Annotated in this window: 10 protein-coding genes and 1 pseudogene; 4 read left to right on the top strand and 7 right to left on the bottom strand. The window is 45.6% G+C overall.

Translation table 11 applies throughout. The features are described from left to right. Positions 1-104: 104 nt before the first annotated feature. The 4 genes and pseudogenes from A3EU_RS0122500 to A3EU_RS35595 all read left to right on the top strand — a co-directional run. Entirely contained in the window at positions 105-1,769 is a 1,665-nt protein-coding gene (locus A3EU_RS0122500; RefSeq protein WP_020538466.1) for a T9SS type A sorting domain-containing protein, read from the top strand. Between the two features lie 365 nt (positions 1,770-2,134). Beyond that, positions 2,135-3,100 carry a threonine/serine dehydratase family protein gene (locus A3EU_RS0122495; protein WP_020538465.1) on the top strand — a complete coding sequence of 322 codons (966 nt, stop codon included), beginning with the start codon at positions 2,135-2,137 and terminating at the stop codon, positions 3,098-3,100. 186 nt (positions 3,101-3,286) lie between these two features. After that, entirely contained in the window at positions 3,287-4,261 is a 975-nt protein-coding gene (trpS, locus tag A3EU_RS0122490) for a tryptophan--tRNA ligase (RefSeq protein ID WP_020538464.1), read from the top strand. 10 nt (positions 4,262-4,271) lie between these two features. Then, positions 4,272-4,364: pseudogene (locus tag A3EU_RS35595) on the top strand (hypothetical protein); the annotation flags it as partial. Positions 4,365-4,459: 95 nt separating this feature from the next. On the opposite strand, the gene A3EU_RS0122485 reads toward A3EU_RS35595, so the two are convergent. The 7 genes from A3EU_RS0122485 to A3EU_RS0122455 form a co-directional block, all read right to left on the bottom strand. Continuing rightward, positions 4,460-5,059 (bottom strand): YdeI/OmpD-associated family protein, encoded by a 600-nt coding sequence (locus tag A3EU_RS0122485; RefSeq protein WP_020538463.1) that lies wholly within the window; start codon positions 5,057-5,059, stop codon positions 4,460-4,462. 58 nt (positions 5,060-5,117) lie between these two features. Then, positions 5,118-5,969, bottom strand: coding sequence for a DMT family transporter (locus A3EU_RS0122480; protein ID WP_020538462.1), 852 nt, complete (start codon positions 5,967-5,969; stop codon positions 5,118-5,120). A 128-nt stretch (positions 5,970-6,097) separates the two neighbouring features. Continuing rightward, the gene (gene dacB, locus A3EU_RS0122475; protein WP_020538461.1) at positions 6,098-7,579 is read right to left on the bottom strand and encodes a D-alanyl-D-alanine carboxypeptidase/D-alanyl-D-alanine endopeptidase; all 1,482 of its coding nucleotides are present in this window, start codon (positions 7,577-7,579) and stop codon (positions 6,098-6,100) included. Between the two features lie 203 nt (positions 7,580-7,782). Beyond that, on the bottom strand, positions 7,783-12,627 hold the full coding sequence (locus A3EU_RS0122470) for a proprotein convertase P-domain-containing protein (protein WP_020538460.1): 4,845 nt from the start codon (positions 12,625-12,627) through the stop codon (positions 7,783-7,785). Positions 12,628-12,781: 154 nt separating this feature from the next. Then, positions 12,782-13,951, bottom strand: a complete 1,170-nt coding sequence (locus A3EU_RS0122465) for a TlpA family protein disulfide reductase (RefSeq protein WP_020538459.1) — start codon at positions 13,949-13,951, stop codon at positions 12,782-12,784. A 672-nt stretch (positions 13,952-14,623) separates the two neighbouring features. Beyond that, the gene (clpX, locus tag A3EU_RS0122460) at positions 14,624-15,892 is read right to left on the bottom strand and encodes an ATP-dependent Clp protease ATP-binding subunit ClpX (protein WP_020538458.1); all 1,269 of its coding nucleotides are present in this window, start codon (positions 15,890-15,892) and stop codon (positions 14,624-14,626) included. Between the two features lie 98 nt (positions 15,893-15,990). After that, entirely contained in the window at positions 15,991-16,710 is a 720-nt protein-coding gene (locus tag A3EU_RS0122455; protein WP_020538457.1) for a ClpP family protease, read from the bottom strand. Positions 16,711-16,730: the final 20 nt, after the last annotated feature.

Below are 16,730 nucleotides of genomic sequence, written 5' to 3'. Positions count from 1 at the left end.
AAAATAGCCAACATCGGTAACGAAACGCCAAAACGCCGGATAAACGTATGTGAGCACTTTGACCAGAGTGCCAAAGCTAATCCTAAATTCTAAAAACCTTTTCTATGAAAACATTGATTACCCTCTTAATTACGACCTTTTCCTTCTTCTTTCTCACTGCACAGAATGACATTTGCCAGATTGACCTACCTTCTACGAGAGTGGCAGCCTACGCAAACGGCGAGCAAGTAACATTTTCCTTTGAGTACACGATTGACGAGCCGGGTGGTGTACGCATTTTTGCGCGGCCATTCACCAATGGCAACCTTACGCCCGGATATGGTGCCAGTGGCTCACCGATCTATAGTGGTGATGGTACGGGTAGTGCTTTCTTCACGATCAACGGAGGCAATGTGGTGGTTGATGAAATTCGCTTTCTGATTACTACTGCTGATCAGACCGCTACCTTACGGGAGTTTTACATCCCTGTCACCTATCAATTTGGAGAAAACGGCGCCAATAACTTCTCCTTTACCCAGCCACAGGAAATTGGCTCGTTACTGCTTGGTGAGCAGGTAAATATCTCCTTTGATTACAATGTTTCGCATCCTGGTGGTGCCCGTATTTTTGTGCGTCCATTTACAGACGGCAACCTCACTCCAGGATATGGGGCTTCTGGCTCGCCTATCTTTTCAGGTACGGGAAGCCATACAGCCAATTTTAGCATTAATTCCGGTAACAACATCCATGTAGACGCCTTGAGGGTAACGATCCTCAACGAAAGCCAAACACAAACGCTTAATACCTTCTTTATTCCAGTAAACTGGTACTGGAGTACAGTCAAAATCAGCGACTTCCATGCTGCAGGAGGTAACTATTTTGCCAATGGCGACAACGTTACCATTGAATATGATTACGAAACTACTGAAGCGGCCGGAGTCCGTATTTTCCCTCGGCCATTTACCAACGACGGTCTTACGCCTGGTTACGCTGCTTGTGGTTCTGGCATCTATACCAACAGCGGTTCGTCCGATTGCAACTTTACCATTAACGGAGCCAATCGGCGTGTCGATCATATCCGTTTTCAGGCCACTAACGCCAACCAGACGGAGGTGCTCCTGGAGATGCTGCAACCGACAGACTTGTTCTTCGGCAATGTGTTGATCGAAAACCTGGTGACGTGTCCCCCGTCGCCAGCACGCCTACTCCACGGCGAGCGTGTCAATGGCTATTTTGACTACACCAACAGCGAAAGCCAAAGCGGTCGTTTCTTCTTCCGCCCAGCGACGAATGGTAGCCTTTCACCGGGTTATGCTGCCGCTGGCTCTCCAGCTTACCCAGTGGGCAGTAACGCTGGCGACAGCTATTTCACCATCACGAGTGGGGATGTTATCGTTGATCAAATCCACTTTTTATTAGCCAATGAGAGCCAATCTGAAGACTGGGGCACTTACCGGTTCAACGTACATTACCAATACGGTGATGCCATGGTTTCGGCCAACAAGGAACTGGCTGCATTGCCGGAGCACCTGCAATGGCAAATAGCTCCCAATCCGGCTCAGCAGCAAACAACGCTTTACCTTCGTAGTGAACAAAGCGAGGAGGTCAGCATCTTGATCATGGATGCTTACGGCAAGGTGCTACAACAACCTAGCTCCCTTCAGCTTCTTGCTGGCCAGGAAATCCAGCATACTGTCGACCTTGAAAACCTTGGTCTTCCTAGTGGGCTCTACCTGGTTCAGTTACGTGGTGAGACGTTTCAGTCTACCCAAAAATTGATTGTACAATAGGCTATTTTCGCCTAAAATGAGATAAACCAGCCTAATGAACCATCGTATTGCGCAGAAAATAAACATGAGTCATCCCGAATTTTGATTGTCATTAAAATCCGTGCTGACCAACAGCAAAAACTATCGTTAAAGACGAAGCCCCATGATTTCTATTAGTGAAATCATGGGGTTTTCTATAAATAGTCGGATAAATCACTCTTTTTAGCTCTTTACGGACTCTTTCTAAGTTAAATTCAGGATGACTTATGTTTCATGCTGTTCCTAAGGGATTATAAGAACATATAAGTGCTTTTTAAAATTCTTACATGACCTTATAATCCCTTATATCGTTCAACCTAATTTTCCTATCTTCCGACTAAAACCCAATGCCTGCCACTACGCTGCTACATGTACCTACTGCTGAAGACATCCGTGAAAGCCATCGCCTGATTCGGCCACTTATCCACCGCACGCCTATCATGACTTCTGAGGCAATCAACGAAATGACCGGTGCAGATATTCACTTCAAGTGTGAAAACTTCCAGAAAATTGGCGCTTTCAAAATGCGGGGTGCAGCCAATGCTGCCAGTAGACTGACTCCTGCCCAACTTGAACGAGGGCTAGCTACCCACTCCTCTGGCAATCACGCCCAGGCCGTAGCCCGAGCTGCTCAGGTATTGGGCGTACCCGCCTTTATCGTAATGCCCGAAAACGCACCGGCTGTAAAGGTAGCCGGAACCAAAGCCTACGGTGCCGAGGTTGTTTTTTGCGCAAGCACCCCAGAGGCTCGCGAAGCCAAACTGGCTGAAGTGGTAGAACGTACAGGAGCTTATTTCATCCATCCTTTTGACAATTACAATGTGGTCGCTGGCCAGGCTACTGCAGCTAAAGAACTGCTGGAAGACGCCAATACAGTCTTCGATATACTCATGGCGCCTGTTGGTGGTGGCGGCTTACTGAGTGGCACTGCACTCACTGCCCACTATTTTGCACCCGACACCCAAGTCATCGCCGCCGAACCTTTTGAGGTTGACGACGCTTACCGGTCATTCCACAGTGGCAAGATAGAACGCAATGCGACCACCAATACGGTTGCCGATGGCTTACGTACGCCCCTCAGTGAAAAAACCTTCGCCATTATCAAGGAGCATGTCACTGATATCCTGAGAGTAGAAGAAGAGGCCATCGTTCATGCCATGCGGCAGGTATGGGAACGTATGAAGATTATCATCGAACCCAGTTGTGCCGTCCCTCTGGCAGCAGTATTTTCTTATCCAGAGATTTTTAAGGGCAAAACAGTAGGCATTATCCTCACAGGGGGCAATGTAGACATAGGGAATTTGCCTTTTTGAAGAAACAGCTGCTCAAAAACTGTACATTAGCATCCCATTTTAATTTTCCAGTAGCTTTTACCTCCATTACGGGAATTATTTCAGGCTAACTGGTATTAATATAGCTATAAAACATCTATCTACTTACCCTTAGCATTGCACAGAAAATAAAGTGTGCTCCCTAACGGGTAAAGTAAAAAACACGAAATGAAAAGGATTTTAACAGGTATTCAAAGTTCAGGGAAACCTCATTTAGGAAATGTTCTAGGAGCTATTCTTCCAGCTGTTGAATTATCGAAAAAGGCGGACAATGAGTGTTTCTTTTTCATAGCCGACTTGCATTCCCTTACCACGATAAAAGACGCTGAAGATCGCAAAAACAACGTCTACTCCGTAGCCGCAGCGTGGCTTGCCTTTGGTTTTGATACGGATTCCAACTTCTTCTATCGCCAATCTCGGATTCCTCAGGTTTGTGAATTGACCTGGTACACGAGCTGCTTTATGCCTTTTTCGCGCTTAAGTCTAGCGCACTCATTCAAAGACAAGGCAGATCGGTTAGAAGATGTGAATGCGGGCCTGTTTTTGTACCCTGTATTGATGTCATCAGATATTTTGCTGTACGATGCAGAGGTGGTTCCTGTTGGTAAAGATCAGAAACAGCACCTTGAGATCACGCGTGAATTGGCACGAAGAATCAATCACCACTACAAGACAGAATTGTTTGTCATTCCAGAAATTAAACTGGACGAAAAGGTAATGATCATCCCCGGAACGGATGGCCAAAAGATGAGCAAATCCTACAATAATTACATCGATATTTTCAAGCCCAAAAAGCAGCTTAAAAAAGATGTAATGAAAATTGTGACAGATACCAAAGCACTAGAAGACCCTAAAGACCCCGACACTTGCAACGTCTTCCAACTGTATGCAACCGTAGCCTCTCCGGAGCAGATCGAAGAAATGGCCGCGAATTACCGTGCTGGCAACTATGGTTATGGTCACGCCAAAACAGCCCTATTTGAACTACTATGGACCAAGTTTGAAAAGGAGCGTGAGCAATACGATTACTACATGAATAACCTGGACGAAGTAGATAGGCTATTGAGTATCGGCGAGGACCGCGCACGCGAAACGGCAGTGAAGGTTTTAGACAGAGTGAGGAAGACGCTTGGGTTTTCTTAGTGTATGCTGTATGCGAACAAGAAGAAAATGGCAGCACTATGATACCCCAGGCAAATTGCCGCATTTGTCGCAAGCTTTAGCAATTGTCGAAGTCGATCCTCACGGTTGTTTTTGGGCTAAAGGGGGAGAGCACAAAAAATGGTATAGGCTTACCGGATATACATCCATAAGGTTTCCTTGTTCTCTATCTTTGCTTTATCACTTTGCTTTTTTATTCTTTTTCTTGTACTTACTATCTTTCCATTTGTTTGTACCTAATTCACTCGAAGCAATTAATTCTTTAAGCCGCTTTATTTTAGTCTTTTCTTGTACCGCAGAAATTACCCAGTGTATCGAATGCTTCTTATACGATGGCGCAAGGGATTCAAAATACGCCCAAGCTTTTGCGTTTTTCTTAAACGCATCTTCAAAATCACTTGGCAAGTTTAGCTCTTTTTGCCTGAAGGCATAATCGTAAGGTTTACTTTCAGCTCTGTTTTTAAAAACTTCAATTCCAGCTGGTTGCATTAATCCCTCCTTCGTTAAATTTTTAATTTTCTCTAAATTGACAGGGCTCCAAACACTTGTTTTTTTTCGTGGCGTAAATCGGATTTGATAAGAATGTTCGTCTATAGACTTCCGTACACCATCAATCCAACCAAAACAAAGCGCTTGATCAACTGATTGCGACCAAGTCATACTTGGATACCCACTTTTTACTTTATAAAAACCAACAAATAGCGCTGTCTCTTTGTCATGGTTCTTAGCTAACCATTCTCTGAATAATGCTTGTGTTGGAAAGAACATTGGTTCATTCATAGGAAAGCCTCTTCAATTTTACTGAATTTCAGATTGTATGTCTTTTGATTGTGCCCCATCACTTCACTACCCTCCTCACCCGTTTCACGCGCTTCAGCACCAGGATTCTAAAAATCAGTGCTGCGACGATAATGAGGCCGCCAATAATGGCCATTGCACTTGGGCGTTCGCCAAAACCGATGGCGACCCATACGGGATTAAATAGCGGCTCGATCATGGTGAGTAGGCTCGCTTCTGTGGCAGTGGTACGCTTGAGGCCATAGGTGAACAATAAATAGCCCAGGCCCATTTGGATCAATCCGAGATAGGCTAGCATGAGATGCTCGGAACCCGTAAACGTTTCTGCAGCCATCAAGCTAGGTAGACCAACCAATACTACCAGGAAATTCCCCCAGAAAACGGCGGATACATGGTATTCATGAGGATTGGATCGTTGCCCAAGCATGAACCCTGCGTACGCCACGCCCGACAAGGCTGCAATGAGCAAGCCCAAACCGCCCGATACATCCAGCCCTTCCATAAAGAAGAGGCTCATTCCTAGAAAACAGAGGATCGTCGTAATGATGTTGATGCGCTGGTATTTCTGCTTAAACAGCAAGGGTTCTAGCAGCAGTACGTAGGCTACTCCTGTATACTGTAGGAAGATGGCATTTGCCGCAGTTGTAAGTTTGGTGGCCGTAACAAAACAGACGAGCAGTGCCGCATAAAAAAGACTATTCCATAGGGTCAGCCAGTTGAAAGTAAAGACCTTCTTACGGTAAATTGCGAAAAAAACCACCATCGTATACAGCGCCCGAACACACAGGATTGTAAACGCTTCTTGGGGTAGCCATTTGATAAAAAGCCCGGCACTACTCCATACCAATGCCGCCAACAGAACCGCGATTAAGCCTTTGTTTCTTTCGTTCATTTTTCAACAATTATTGATTCTCTGACAATTTTTGTGGTCAAGCTAAAGCAAAAATCGTAAGTGACTGGTAAGGAACGTGATTTTTGTTTTCGCTTGACTCTAAACACAAAAAATGACAGAGAAGGTAATTATTCCGCTAAACGAGCCATTATGGCCAGTAGCTTTCGGCGAGCATCACCACCACTACCTTGGTAATTATTTAACAAAACACTAAATGCCAAAACCTTACCTGAGCGATTGGTCACATAACCGGAATAGGCTCTTACCCGCTCCAACGAACCACTTTTGGCACGCAATTTACCTTCAGCTGCTGTGCCTTTGAGGCTGTTTTTCAGGCTACCCGAGCGCCCCGCCAAAGGAAGGCTTTCCCAAAAAACTTGCTGAATATCCTCATCCTGATACATGGCACTAAGCAGATCACAGAAAAATGCTGGCGGCAGCACATTCCTTGGTGCCATCCCTGAGCCATCATAAAGCAACACTCCGCCAAGATCAAGTCCACGGCCTTCCCAATACGTTTTGATGGCCTCCAAGCCAGCCTCTGCACTACCTTCTCCGTTCGCCTTTCTGCCAATAGCCCGTAGCAAGGCTTCCGCGTATAAATTGACGCTTTCCATATTCGTACGATCCGCGATATGCTGTAAGGGCGGGCTTTTATGCGTGTACAACACCTTGGGTTCCCCTAGCGCTGGCAAGGCATCCCCTAGGCTGCGAGCGGTCGCTGGTGGCCGCAAACACAAAATCCCTACAGACTCCAATGTGCGCTGCAATTGCTGAGCCGCAAATAAAGGAGGATCAGGTATAGCTCCTTTGATGGTAAACGAGCCACTTCCTACCGGAATAGTGCCCCGCAGGTGGCGCTGATAGGTATAGGGAGCTCCGTATATGTAAGCATTGTCGCCCGATCCACGGCTTGCACTTTTCACCTCGCTAGTAAATTGTAATCCGGGAATATCCGGCGAGATACTTGCTACGGGAGGAACAGTACCTAGCTGGCCACGTTGCTGAAAACACAGGTAGTATAAATTATCATGTAGATTAAGGCCAAAAGCCCCACAGCCATAATAATTCCCCATATCCAACCATTGCCAGTGACTACCGTTTGCGGCAGAACTAAAAGCGCGTTCATCCGTAATCACTCTGCCGGTAATCTGCCGAATGCCTGCTTGCTGTACCGCCAAACTGAAACGTTCCAGCAGCGCTTCCAAGCCAGGGATTCCTTCCATATCTGGCGACCCCAAACTGGGATCACCACTACCGATGAGGTACAGATTGCCGCTAAGCACGCCCTCTGCATCCACATATCCATCGTAAGCCAACTGTGTTTCAAATTGGTAATCAGGGCCCAGTATTTTCAAGGCCGAGGCTGTCGTTAGTAACTTCAAGTTGGAGGCCGGGATGAGGCTTCTTTCACTATCATACCCTGCCAACAATTCTCCCGTAGCAGCATCCGCAACCGCAACGCCTACACTTGTGTGCGTAAAATAATCATCAGCTACCCATTCGTCAATCCGTGCTTGCAGCGACGTTTGCGCAGTAAGGAAAGTATTTACAAACAAACCCAGCAAAACGAAAAACAGGATACGGCGATACATAGGTTCAGTATTCATTATCTAATCGGCAATTTCGATAAGCAATATCGTAATAATGGAGGTGCTCTAACAACTTTTGTCGCAAGAAGAAAAGGAAGACTCTCTAAAACGCATAAAAAAAGCTCACTGCCTTGGGAGTTGCTTATCTAGGAACAACAAGCATAAAGGCAGTGAGCATAAAACAGTAAACTGTTCTTTTGTATTTTAATGCATATTTAAAACTACTGCACCAGTATTCTTACTGTTTTTTGTGCAGTGCCACTTTTTAAACGAAGTAAATAAGCACCTGCTGGCAGGTTGCCTAAATCCAGTTGCTGAACACCAGTACGAGCAGATAGGCGCTCATGCCTCAACTGTTGTCCATGTACACTGAAAACCTCAACAAAGAGGTCATTCGCAAGTTCACCGGTAAGGGAAATTTGTACAGGGCCAGTTGTTGGATTAGGCCAAACCTCCAGGCGTGTGCCGGCCAGTTCCAGGACCGCATTGCTCTCCATAACTGTAAAGATAAAGAACCCAGAGATGGATTCTCCACAATCATTGATCGTCGCAACTCGCCAATAGTATTGACCTGGCGCTAAGTCGGCAGTATAACTTGTGCCGTTAACTGTTTCTGCCAAAATTACATCTATGAAGGTATCATCCGTGGCAATTTCCAGCCGATAGCTATCTGCACCATCTACTGCTGCCCAAGAAAAATCTACAGGATCATCTCCTGGTAGTTCCGCTGTATTTCCAGGTAACTGTGGCACAGACAGCGACGGTGCCGTTTCTACATTGATGGTTACCTGACCAACATTACTGTAGCCTTCACCCGTAATGGTTACCGAAAGCACGTAAGTCCCTGGAGTTACTCCAAGAAAGTTATCCCATACGAGGCTCAACTCCCGAGTAGCGGTAGAAAAGCTGGAGCTAAACCCGTTAAAATCGGTAGCAGGCATAGCAATAATAGTCACGGCATGCTCATCTCCAAGGCCTTCACCAAGGGTAAATACCGCCGTTGTTTGATCCGTCAAACAACTGTTCAAAGTAGATGGGCTAGCACTAACGGAGATGTCCGGACTGGTAGTGAAACTAAAAATAGGGCTGGGAGTTCCTGCACCACAATCGTTATTACCTACGACTTGCCAATAGTAAGTAGTATTGTACAGTAACCCACCCGGTTGAACCGTTGGATTGAGGGCTGGAAAGACCAGTATCGGGTCACTTAAATCAGGGCTGGTGGATAAGGTCAACAGGTAGTCTGTTGCGTCTACCAATGGTGTCCACTGCATCAGTGTCGCCAGATTGATATCTGTGGCACCGTCAGCAGGGGTATTCAATACAGGCGCTCCTGGGGTACTCCGTATTTCAAGTCCCAGTATCGTTGTTGCTGTCTCTGCACCATCAGTACCTTGCAGTTCGATATTAAAATTGCCACTGCTTGTAAGGTTATTGAAAGTTACATTTACCGTGGCCCCAGGCATCACTGGATTCGTTTCAAAATCAGCCGTCGCACCTCCAGGCAGGTTACTTGCGCTGAGCGTTACGGGGCCAGCGAAACCTGAACCTACAGTAAGCTCAACTATTGCGAAACTACCACTACAAGTACTTAGTTCATCCTCGGAAGGAGTCAGTACAACATTCGCAGGGGCCAACGTACAAATTTCCAGGTTCCAACCCAATAAATTGCCACCATCCTGATTAGCGTTGTCAACAATAGTCAGTATCCAGAGGCCGTTGGCTTCTTCTCCGGCAAAAATACTGAAGGGTTCTGCTGGCTGAAACTCGCCCTCAATGGCTGTACCCTCAGTTTCACAGGTTCCTTGAAATTCGGCAGCCGTTACTGTTGCGTCATCAGAAAAACTGGCAAATATCCCTTCTTGGTTACAACTAGGTCGATTAAACAAATCGATGACCGTCCCGGAAGGTGAAGTCAGGGTCGCATTAAGGTCACCCATCCAAGTATGGTTACTACTAAGGTTGGTGAGGCTCACATCCTGGATTACTCCTGTTTGATTGATCATCAAGGCAGAAGTGGTGACCGTACCGTTATCCGGACCAATAGTAATCCCTTTGGTAGAAGCTGTACTGATCGCACAATTGACCGCTATTGTGGTGAATTGGAAAGCTTCTGACCACTCTCCTTCTCCACACAAATTGGTGTAACGTACACGCCAGTAGTAATTCGTAAGAACGTCTAGCGTAGGGGTAAGAAAAGAGGCTTCTGTAAGGTTTGTTCCTGTAGCAATGACATTGGCAAAGTCAGGATCAGTAGCAATTTCTACATCATAGTTCACCGCCAGTGGTTCTGGCATCCAGGAAAGCAATACATTCGGATATTCATCAATAGCCATATCTGCTGGCGTAAGCAAGGTTGCCCCAGCAGGCACACCATCAAAAACAGTAAGCATAATGCCTTCGCTAGCATCACTCGTGCCATCAGTGCCCTCCAGAGTGACATTAAAATTACCGCCAGTTAGGTTGTTGAAGGTCACCATGATGGTACTACCAGGCATTGCCGGGTTTGTTTCAAAATCAGCTGTTGCTCCACCTGGCAGGTTCGTAGCGCTAAGTGTTACAGGGCCAGCGAAGCCGTTACCTAAGGTAAGTTCTAGTACCACGGAATCATCACAGGTACTCAATTCATTTACAGAAGGAATCAAAACAACTTCAGAAGGTATCTCCGTACAAACCTCCAAGCTCCACCCTAGCAAAGCACCACCGTCCGCATTAGCATAATCAGTAATTGTCAATGTCCATTCGCCTGTTGCTAATTCACCAGAAAAGGTACTGAAAGGCTGAGCGGGTTGAAAATCGCCTTCAATGGCTATGACTTCTTGGGAACAGGTATTCTCAAAATCATTCGACGTTGCCATTGCATCATCATAAAAACTGGCAAATATCCCTCCTCGGTTACACCCAGGACGATTGAATAAATTAATGACTGTTCCTGTCGGTGAAGTGAGCGTGGCATCAAGGTCACCCATCCAAGTATGATCGCTACTAAGATTAATTAAGCTTACATCGACAATGAAACCAGGCTGATTAATGGTCACGGTAGAAGTGGTGACCGTCCCCGCATTAGGACCAATCGTAACGCCTTTGGTCGAAGCAGAGGTAGACGTGCAAGTCAGGTCAAAGGTGGTAAACTGAAACGGCACAGACCATTCACCTGTACCACAAAGATTATTCGAGCGTACCCGCCAATAGTAAACCGTTAGAACATCCAGACTTGGGGTCTGAAAAGTAGTCTCCTCCAAGTTCATCCCTGTGGCAATGACATCTGAAAAAGCCAGATCTGTGGCAATTTCTACATCGTAACTATCGACCATTGCTTCCGCAGACCAGGAAAGCGTCAGGCCTGCGAACTGGTCAACGGCCATGTCTGCCGGACTCAATAAAGTTGCAGGATCAGGTGTTCCCACCAAAATATCAAGGCTTAGTTCTTGGTTACTCTCATTGGTGCCATCTGTGCCATTAAGCATAAAACTGTAATTTCCCTCGGCAAGGTTCCCTGTGCCCATAACCGTCATCTGGGTGCCTTCACCTGGGTTTACTACAGCTTGGTCAAATACAACGGTCAAGCCTGTAGGGAGATTGACTAAAGAAAGGGTCACCGGCCCAGAAAATCCTTCATTAACGCTGATATCATAGGTCGCAAAGGAAGGCGCACATAAAGTTTGCTGAACGGGGTCTGCACTTGCAAAAAAGCTACACTGTACTTGTGATCGTCCTGAAATTTGAAGTACACCGGTATTATCTGGATCCAGCCAATCACGCAGGCGAGTACTGGGCGTCCCCCCTCCTTCCCAGGAGAAAAACAACCAACCGTAGCTATCATAAGCATCATTATTACAAGAAGCATCACCACCATGCAATTGGCCAATGACTTGTTTGTTTGCGTTAAAAATCGGCGAGCCGGAAGAACCGCCCTCTGTCGTACCGATGTCCCAATCTTCGATAATCAGGTGGTTGCCCGCAGCATCAGGGTTATCTCCTGGATAAAAGCCTGAATAAACACCATCAAATTCAAAACTGATCCGCTTTTCATCGGTACTGGGGTGGTGAATGCCAATGATGGTATCTGCTGCAATTACTTCGCGAGCATCCCACCCTGCAAACCAGGCATTGGCTGTTTCCGAAACAGGGTCATCCAATTCCACCAAGGTCATATCTGATGGGCCATAAGATGCGCGAAAAATAGAACCTGAATTAAAATCTGCCAAAGAGCCGTTTCCTGCTCCTCCACTAGCTCCTGTTCCCGGCTGGCGACAAACACTGTTGATGTAATTCCAGTAAACCACCAAACTTGGCGCATTGCCATTATTGACCCCACAGTGGTTGGCCGTCATAAAAAAGGGCGTACAATCCTGGCTGGCATTATTCACCAGAAAACCCGTGCAAAACGTGTTTCCATTGAAGCCCATCACCGCTACCGATTGGATAATATCACGGTACTGATCCACAATACCCCAACCATCGGCAGCACCACAAACGACATCCAGGTTACAAGAACCGGAAAGTACGCTGCTGGCAATATCACCAAAGCCCAAAAAGTCGTGATTTACCGATTTCAAATGAAGGCGTAGCTCACTTTGGCGAGCCACTGGCAGGCTTACCTCGATGACCAATTCGTCACCTGGGATAACTGGCGTCCATAATTCTTCATGTTCTTCATTATCAGCTGGCGTGAAAGGCCCTTGTACGAGCGCACCATCCGGGGTATACAACATCAGTTGCCCGCCTTGAGGCATACGAAATTGGTCGAAACCAAAATTGATTGACTTGGCTCCTGGCGAAGGTACACGTAGCCGCCAGACGGCAGTACCTTTATTGATTTCCCAAGTACCATGCGTCGTAGGCGAAACATCCACTTCCATGGTCTCGGCAAAGCGTGGCGCCACACCAGGACCACGACGAACCTCTTCCGCTTGTAGTAATTCTTCGTTATCCAGTGCTGGTAGTTTTAACTGTTCTACCTGGCTGAGTGGTGTTGTAGTTGCTGCTATATTCTGTGCGGTGAGGCCATTGAGCGTTAGGCATACCGTCATAAGCAACAAAAGCATAGTCGTAAGCTTTTGCATTTTCCTGATGTTGTTTGATGATGCTAATTTATTTCTGTGCTGTCCCAAATCCACCCAAAATTAATGGAATTGTATAGATGCCCCCCAAGAGTAAGTAGGTAAAATTTCTAATGAGGCCAATATCCAGGGAGAAAGTCTCCAAATTTGGGGTTTTTCACTTCAAAAACTCATACAAAAACTCATGCAGCTCCATCTCTGAACTATCCGACCGGTATAAAATCTCACCCGTAATAGGTGCAATAAAAACATAGGTAGGGTACCTATCCACCTCTAAATATCGAATTAGGGTGTTGATCCCGTCCATGCTTTCAACGACGGAGATTCCTGGGATTTCTCGCTCGGAGGTGTAGGCCATAATTTCTGCGTCCGACTCTCGGTGTTGTGCCGTCACGCTGACCATGTCCATCCCATTTCGCTGTAAAAGCGGATAGAGACTTTGAAGTTTTGGAAGCTCCTCTTGGCATGCGCCACACCACTTTGCACCGAAGTAAACCAAGTGAGGAATCGTTCGGTCTATCCCGAGGCTGTCCCAATTGATGCTGGTGTTATCTGTTTCTACCCATTCATAAAAAAAGGTGCCTGTTTTGTAACCGTAAAGCGGTTCGTCCTTAGCCAATTCTTCCAATTGAATTGTTTTTTGGTGGTAATCAAACGCTGAGAACTTGAACCTGCGTCCGGCTAAAGCAAATACTTCGTGCTCTTTGTAATAGTTGTTTTCAGCACTGAGCAACTTAAAATCACCTTCGCCACCAACTTTGATCTTCACCTCCGGCAAGAAAGGCCAGACCGTTACATCATAGCTAGCACCTTCTATCTGAATGGTACTGGTATACAGCTGATACGGACTAAAATAGATGTTGCCTCCATCAAACTTGATCTTTACCGAAAGGTCAATGATAGCGGCGGCATCCTCGTCTCCAAAAGGATGAAATTGTAGCAAAAGAGGATCAAGAAAAGGCAAAGGATAAATATCATACTGTTGAAAAACAGCATCTCCGTCATTATCCACAACAAGATAATCATGGCCTTGGTGGCGCAATTGTGCATAATAGATGGGGCGGCAAACCATTGCTTCCGCTATTTCACCCCGCAAAAGATTGTGAATTTCCAGGCTATGAATATTCGTAATACGTCCAGAAGAAAAAGTATCCAGGTTGAATTCAAAATCCGTAATAGCCAAATTGGACCTTGAACCGGAGTAGGTTAGAGAACCTTTGAACAGGAGCGTATCCTGTAAAAAAAGTGTCGTTTGACTATTGGCAACCAAAGAGACGAAGAAGAATACCCCAAAGCATATTCCGGCTTTTAATTGAAGAGAAAGCATAGCATTATAGACTTGTTTCAGAAAAAAAATAGGCCTTACCTATACCAGGTATAATGCATATTTTAGTTTTAGTAACACCTCCTCCGCAAAAGCAATAGCGAAAAAGGGTTGCTATCCGCTGGCCTTATCCCCCCAATGAGTAAGATACTTGAGACGTAATGAAGAGGCTGTAAATGCTCAACAGAAGGATTTTCTAGCGAAACAATGCCCAAGGTGATACTAGCGTAGTCAAAATCAGATATATAAAATTATAACAAAACACAACCACAAAAACACCACAAAACACTAACTATCAATTTACTACAACAAAAAACAAACCTTTACCTACAAATTAAGACACAACGTTAATACATAATATCATCTGGAATCTCGCTAATTACTCCCTTATCTTTGAGTTGTTATTAAGGATAAGGAAATCACATTCACATGAAAACAGGATCATAGTATCCTGAAAAATTACACGGTTTTTTAGATTCTCCGTGAAGACGGGGCATCTGAGTTTTAGGGTACCAAAACCGAACACTTCCCCTTAGTGTTCGGTTTTTTTATTCTGCCTTCTAATAGAACCCCAACTTCAAAAAAAACCTCTGCACTTAGCTAAGTACGGAGGTTTTCCTTTTATCGCAAGTGGTTATTCTACACCTGCGAGTTATATCAATTTTAGAACTTTTATTAAGCAGCTTTCAACCTACTCAATTTTGATCTACCTAACTTCTCATCTGCATAAGCTGCGGTAATCTCGAAAGTCGTAATCTCCTTTTGCCCTGGCAGTTCAAACATGGCGTCGGTCATAATAGCTTCGCAAATAGACCGCAAGCCACGAGCACCGAGTTTAAACTCCAGTGCTTTTTCAGCAATAAGATGAATTGCATCTTCGGTGAAGGACAGTTCAATACCTTCCAATTCAAACAATTTCTTATACTGACGTAGCAGGGAATTTTTCGGCTCTGTCAGGATTCGAACCAAAGACTCCTGATCCAGCGGGTCGAGGTAAGTTAGTACTGGCAAACGGCCTAATAATTCGGGAATCAATCCAAAAGACTTTAAGTCTTGGTGGTTGACATAGCTCAACATATTTTCCCGATCTATCTTTTCTTTGGTCTCGCCTCGGTAGCCAATTACCTGGGTATTTAAGCGGCGGCTGATCACTTTTTCAATACCATCAAACGCTCCACCACATACAANGAGAATATTACTGGTATTGATTTTCACCAGCTTCTGCTCAGGGTGCTTACGGCCTCCTTGTGGCGGAACATTCACATCGGTACCTTCCAGCATCTTCAGCAAAGCCTGCTGAACGCCTTCTCCTGACACATCACGAGTGATACTAGGATTGTCTGACTTGCGAGCGACCTTATCGATCTCATCAATATATACAATGCCACGCTCTGCAGCAGAAACATCATAATCACACACCTGTAGCAGGCGGCTGAGAATACTTTCTACATCTTCGCCAACGTAGCCTGCTTCGGTAAATACCGTTGCATCAACAATAGCAAAAGGAACATTTAGCAAACGGGCAATTGTCTTTGCTAACAAGGTCTTACCTGTACCAGTACGACCAACGAAAACAATATTGCTTTTTTCAATTTCAACCTCATCTTCCGCTACCGGCTGAGCCAAGCGCTTGTAATGATTGTATACTGCTACTGATAGTACTTTCTTAGCATCATCCTGGCCAATGATATACTCATCGAGGCGTTGCTTGATTTCCTGTGGTTTATAATTGATCTTACTGCTAAAAGCTGGCGCTTCACCTGGTTTGCCTTCCGTCGAGCCATTAGGGTTCGCGCCGCCATATAGTTCTTCTTGAACAATCTCACCAGCCTGCTCTACACAAACTTCACAAATATGTCCTTCAATACCAGCGATCAGGATCATCGCTTCCGATTTATCCCGGCCACAGAAGGAGCAACGGTAATTTTGTTTGGTACGACGCATAACTATATTTTGATACTGTTCTTTTTACAAAAAAAGAACCCACATTAGGTAGTTCTATAAAGATACTCATAATGTGGGTTCTTGTCCAGCCTTTGGGGTTATTTCTCCTCTGCGGCTTCGCGTGAGCTGTTGCGGTCGAGTACTTCGTCCACCAAGCCATAAGCTTTGGCTTCACCGGCAACCATCCAGTTATCACGATCACAATCTTTCTCGATCGTATCGTAATCCTGTCCGGTGTGGTGAGCAAGGATATCATAAAGCTCTTTCTGCATTTGCTTGATGAGCTTGTAGCTGATTTCCATATCAGAAACCTGGCCTTGCATGCCACCTAGTGGCTGGTGAATCATCACCCGGCTGTGTGCCAAACAAGTACGCTTACCTTTGGTACCTGCAGCAAGTAATACTGCTCCCATAGAAGCAGCCAAGCCGGTACAAATGGTGCCTACGTCTGGTGCTACGTACTGCATCGTATCGTAAATACCCAAACCAGAAATCACCGAGCCACCAGGGCTATTGATGAACATCTGCACATCGCGCTTAGGGTCAGTAGACTCTAGGAAAAGCAACTGTGCCTGGATAACGTTGGCTACGTAATCGTTTACAGGTACTCCCATAAAGATAATACGGTCCATCATCAGGCGGCTAAATACGTCCAGACCTACGATATTCATCTGGCGTTCCTCAATAACATTAGGGGTAAACCCTTGAATATTAGGAGCCATAACCGGGCCTGACTTCTCAGCATATTTTTCCAGATGCATGCTACTCATACCCAAATGTTGGGTAGCATACTTCATGAATTCATTCTTATGAAACATGTAGGTTAATTTTGATTACT

Origin of the sequence: Lewinella cohaerens DSM 23179 (genome assembly GCF_000379805.1) — a bacterium.
Taxonomy (GTDB): Bacteria; Bacteroidota; Bacteroidia; order Chitinophagales; family Saprospiraceae; genus Lewinella; species Lewinella cohaerens.
The sequence above is the reverse complement of the archived record's forward strand: the minus strand, read 5'-3'. Positions and strand labels throughout refer to the sequence as shown.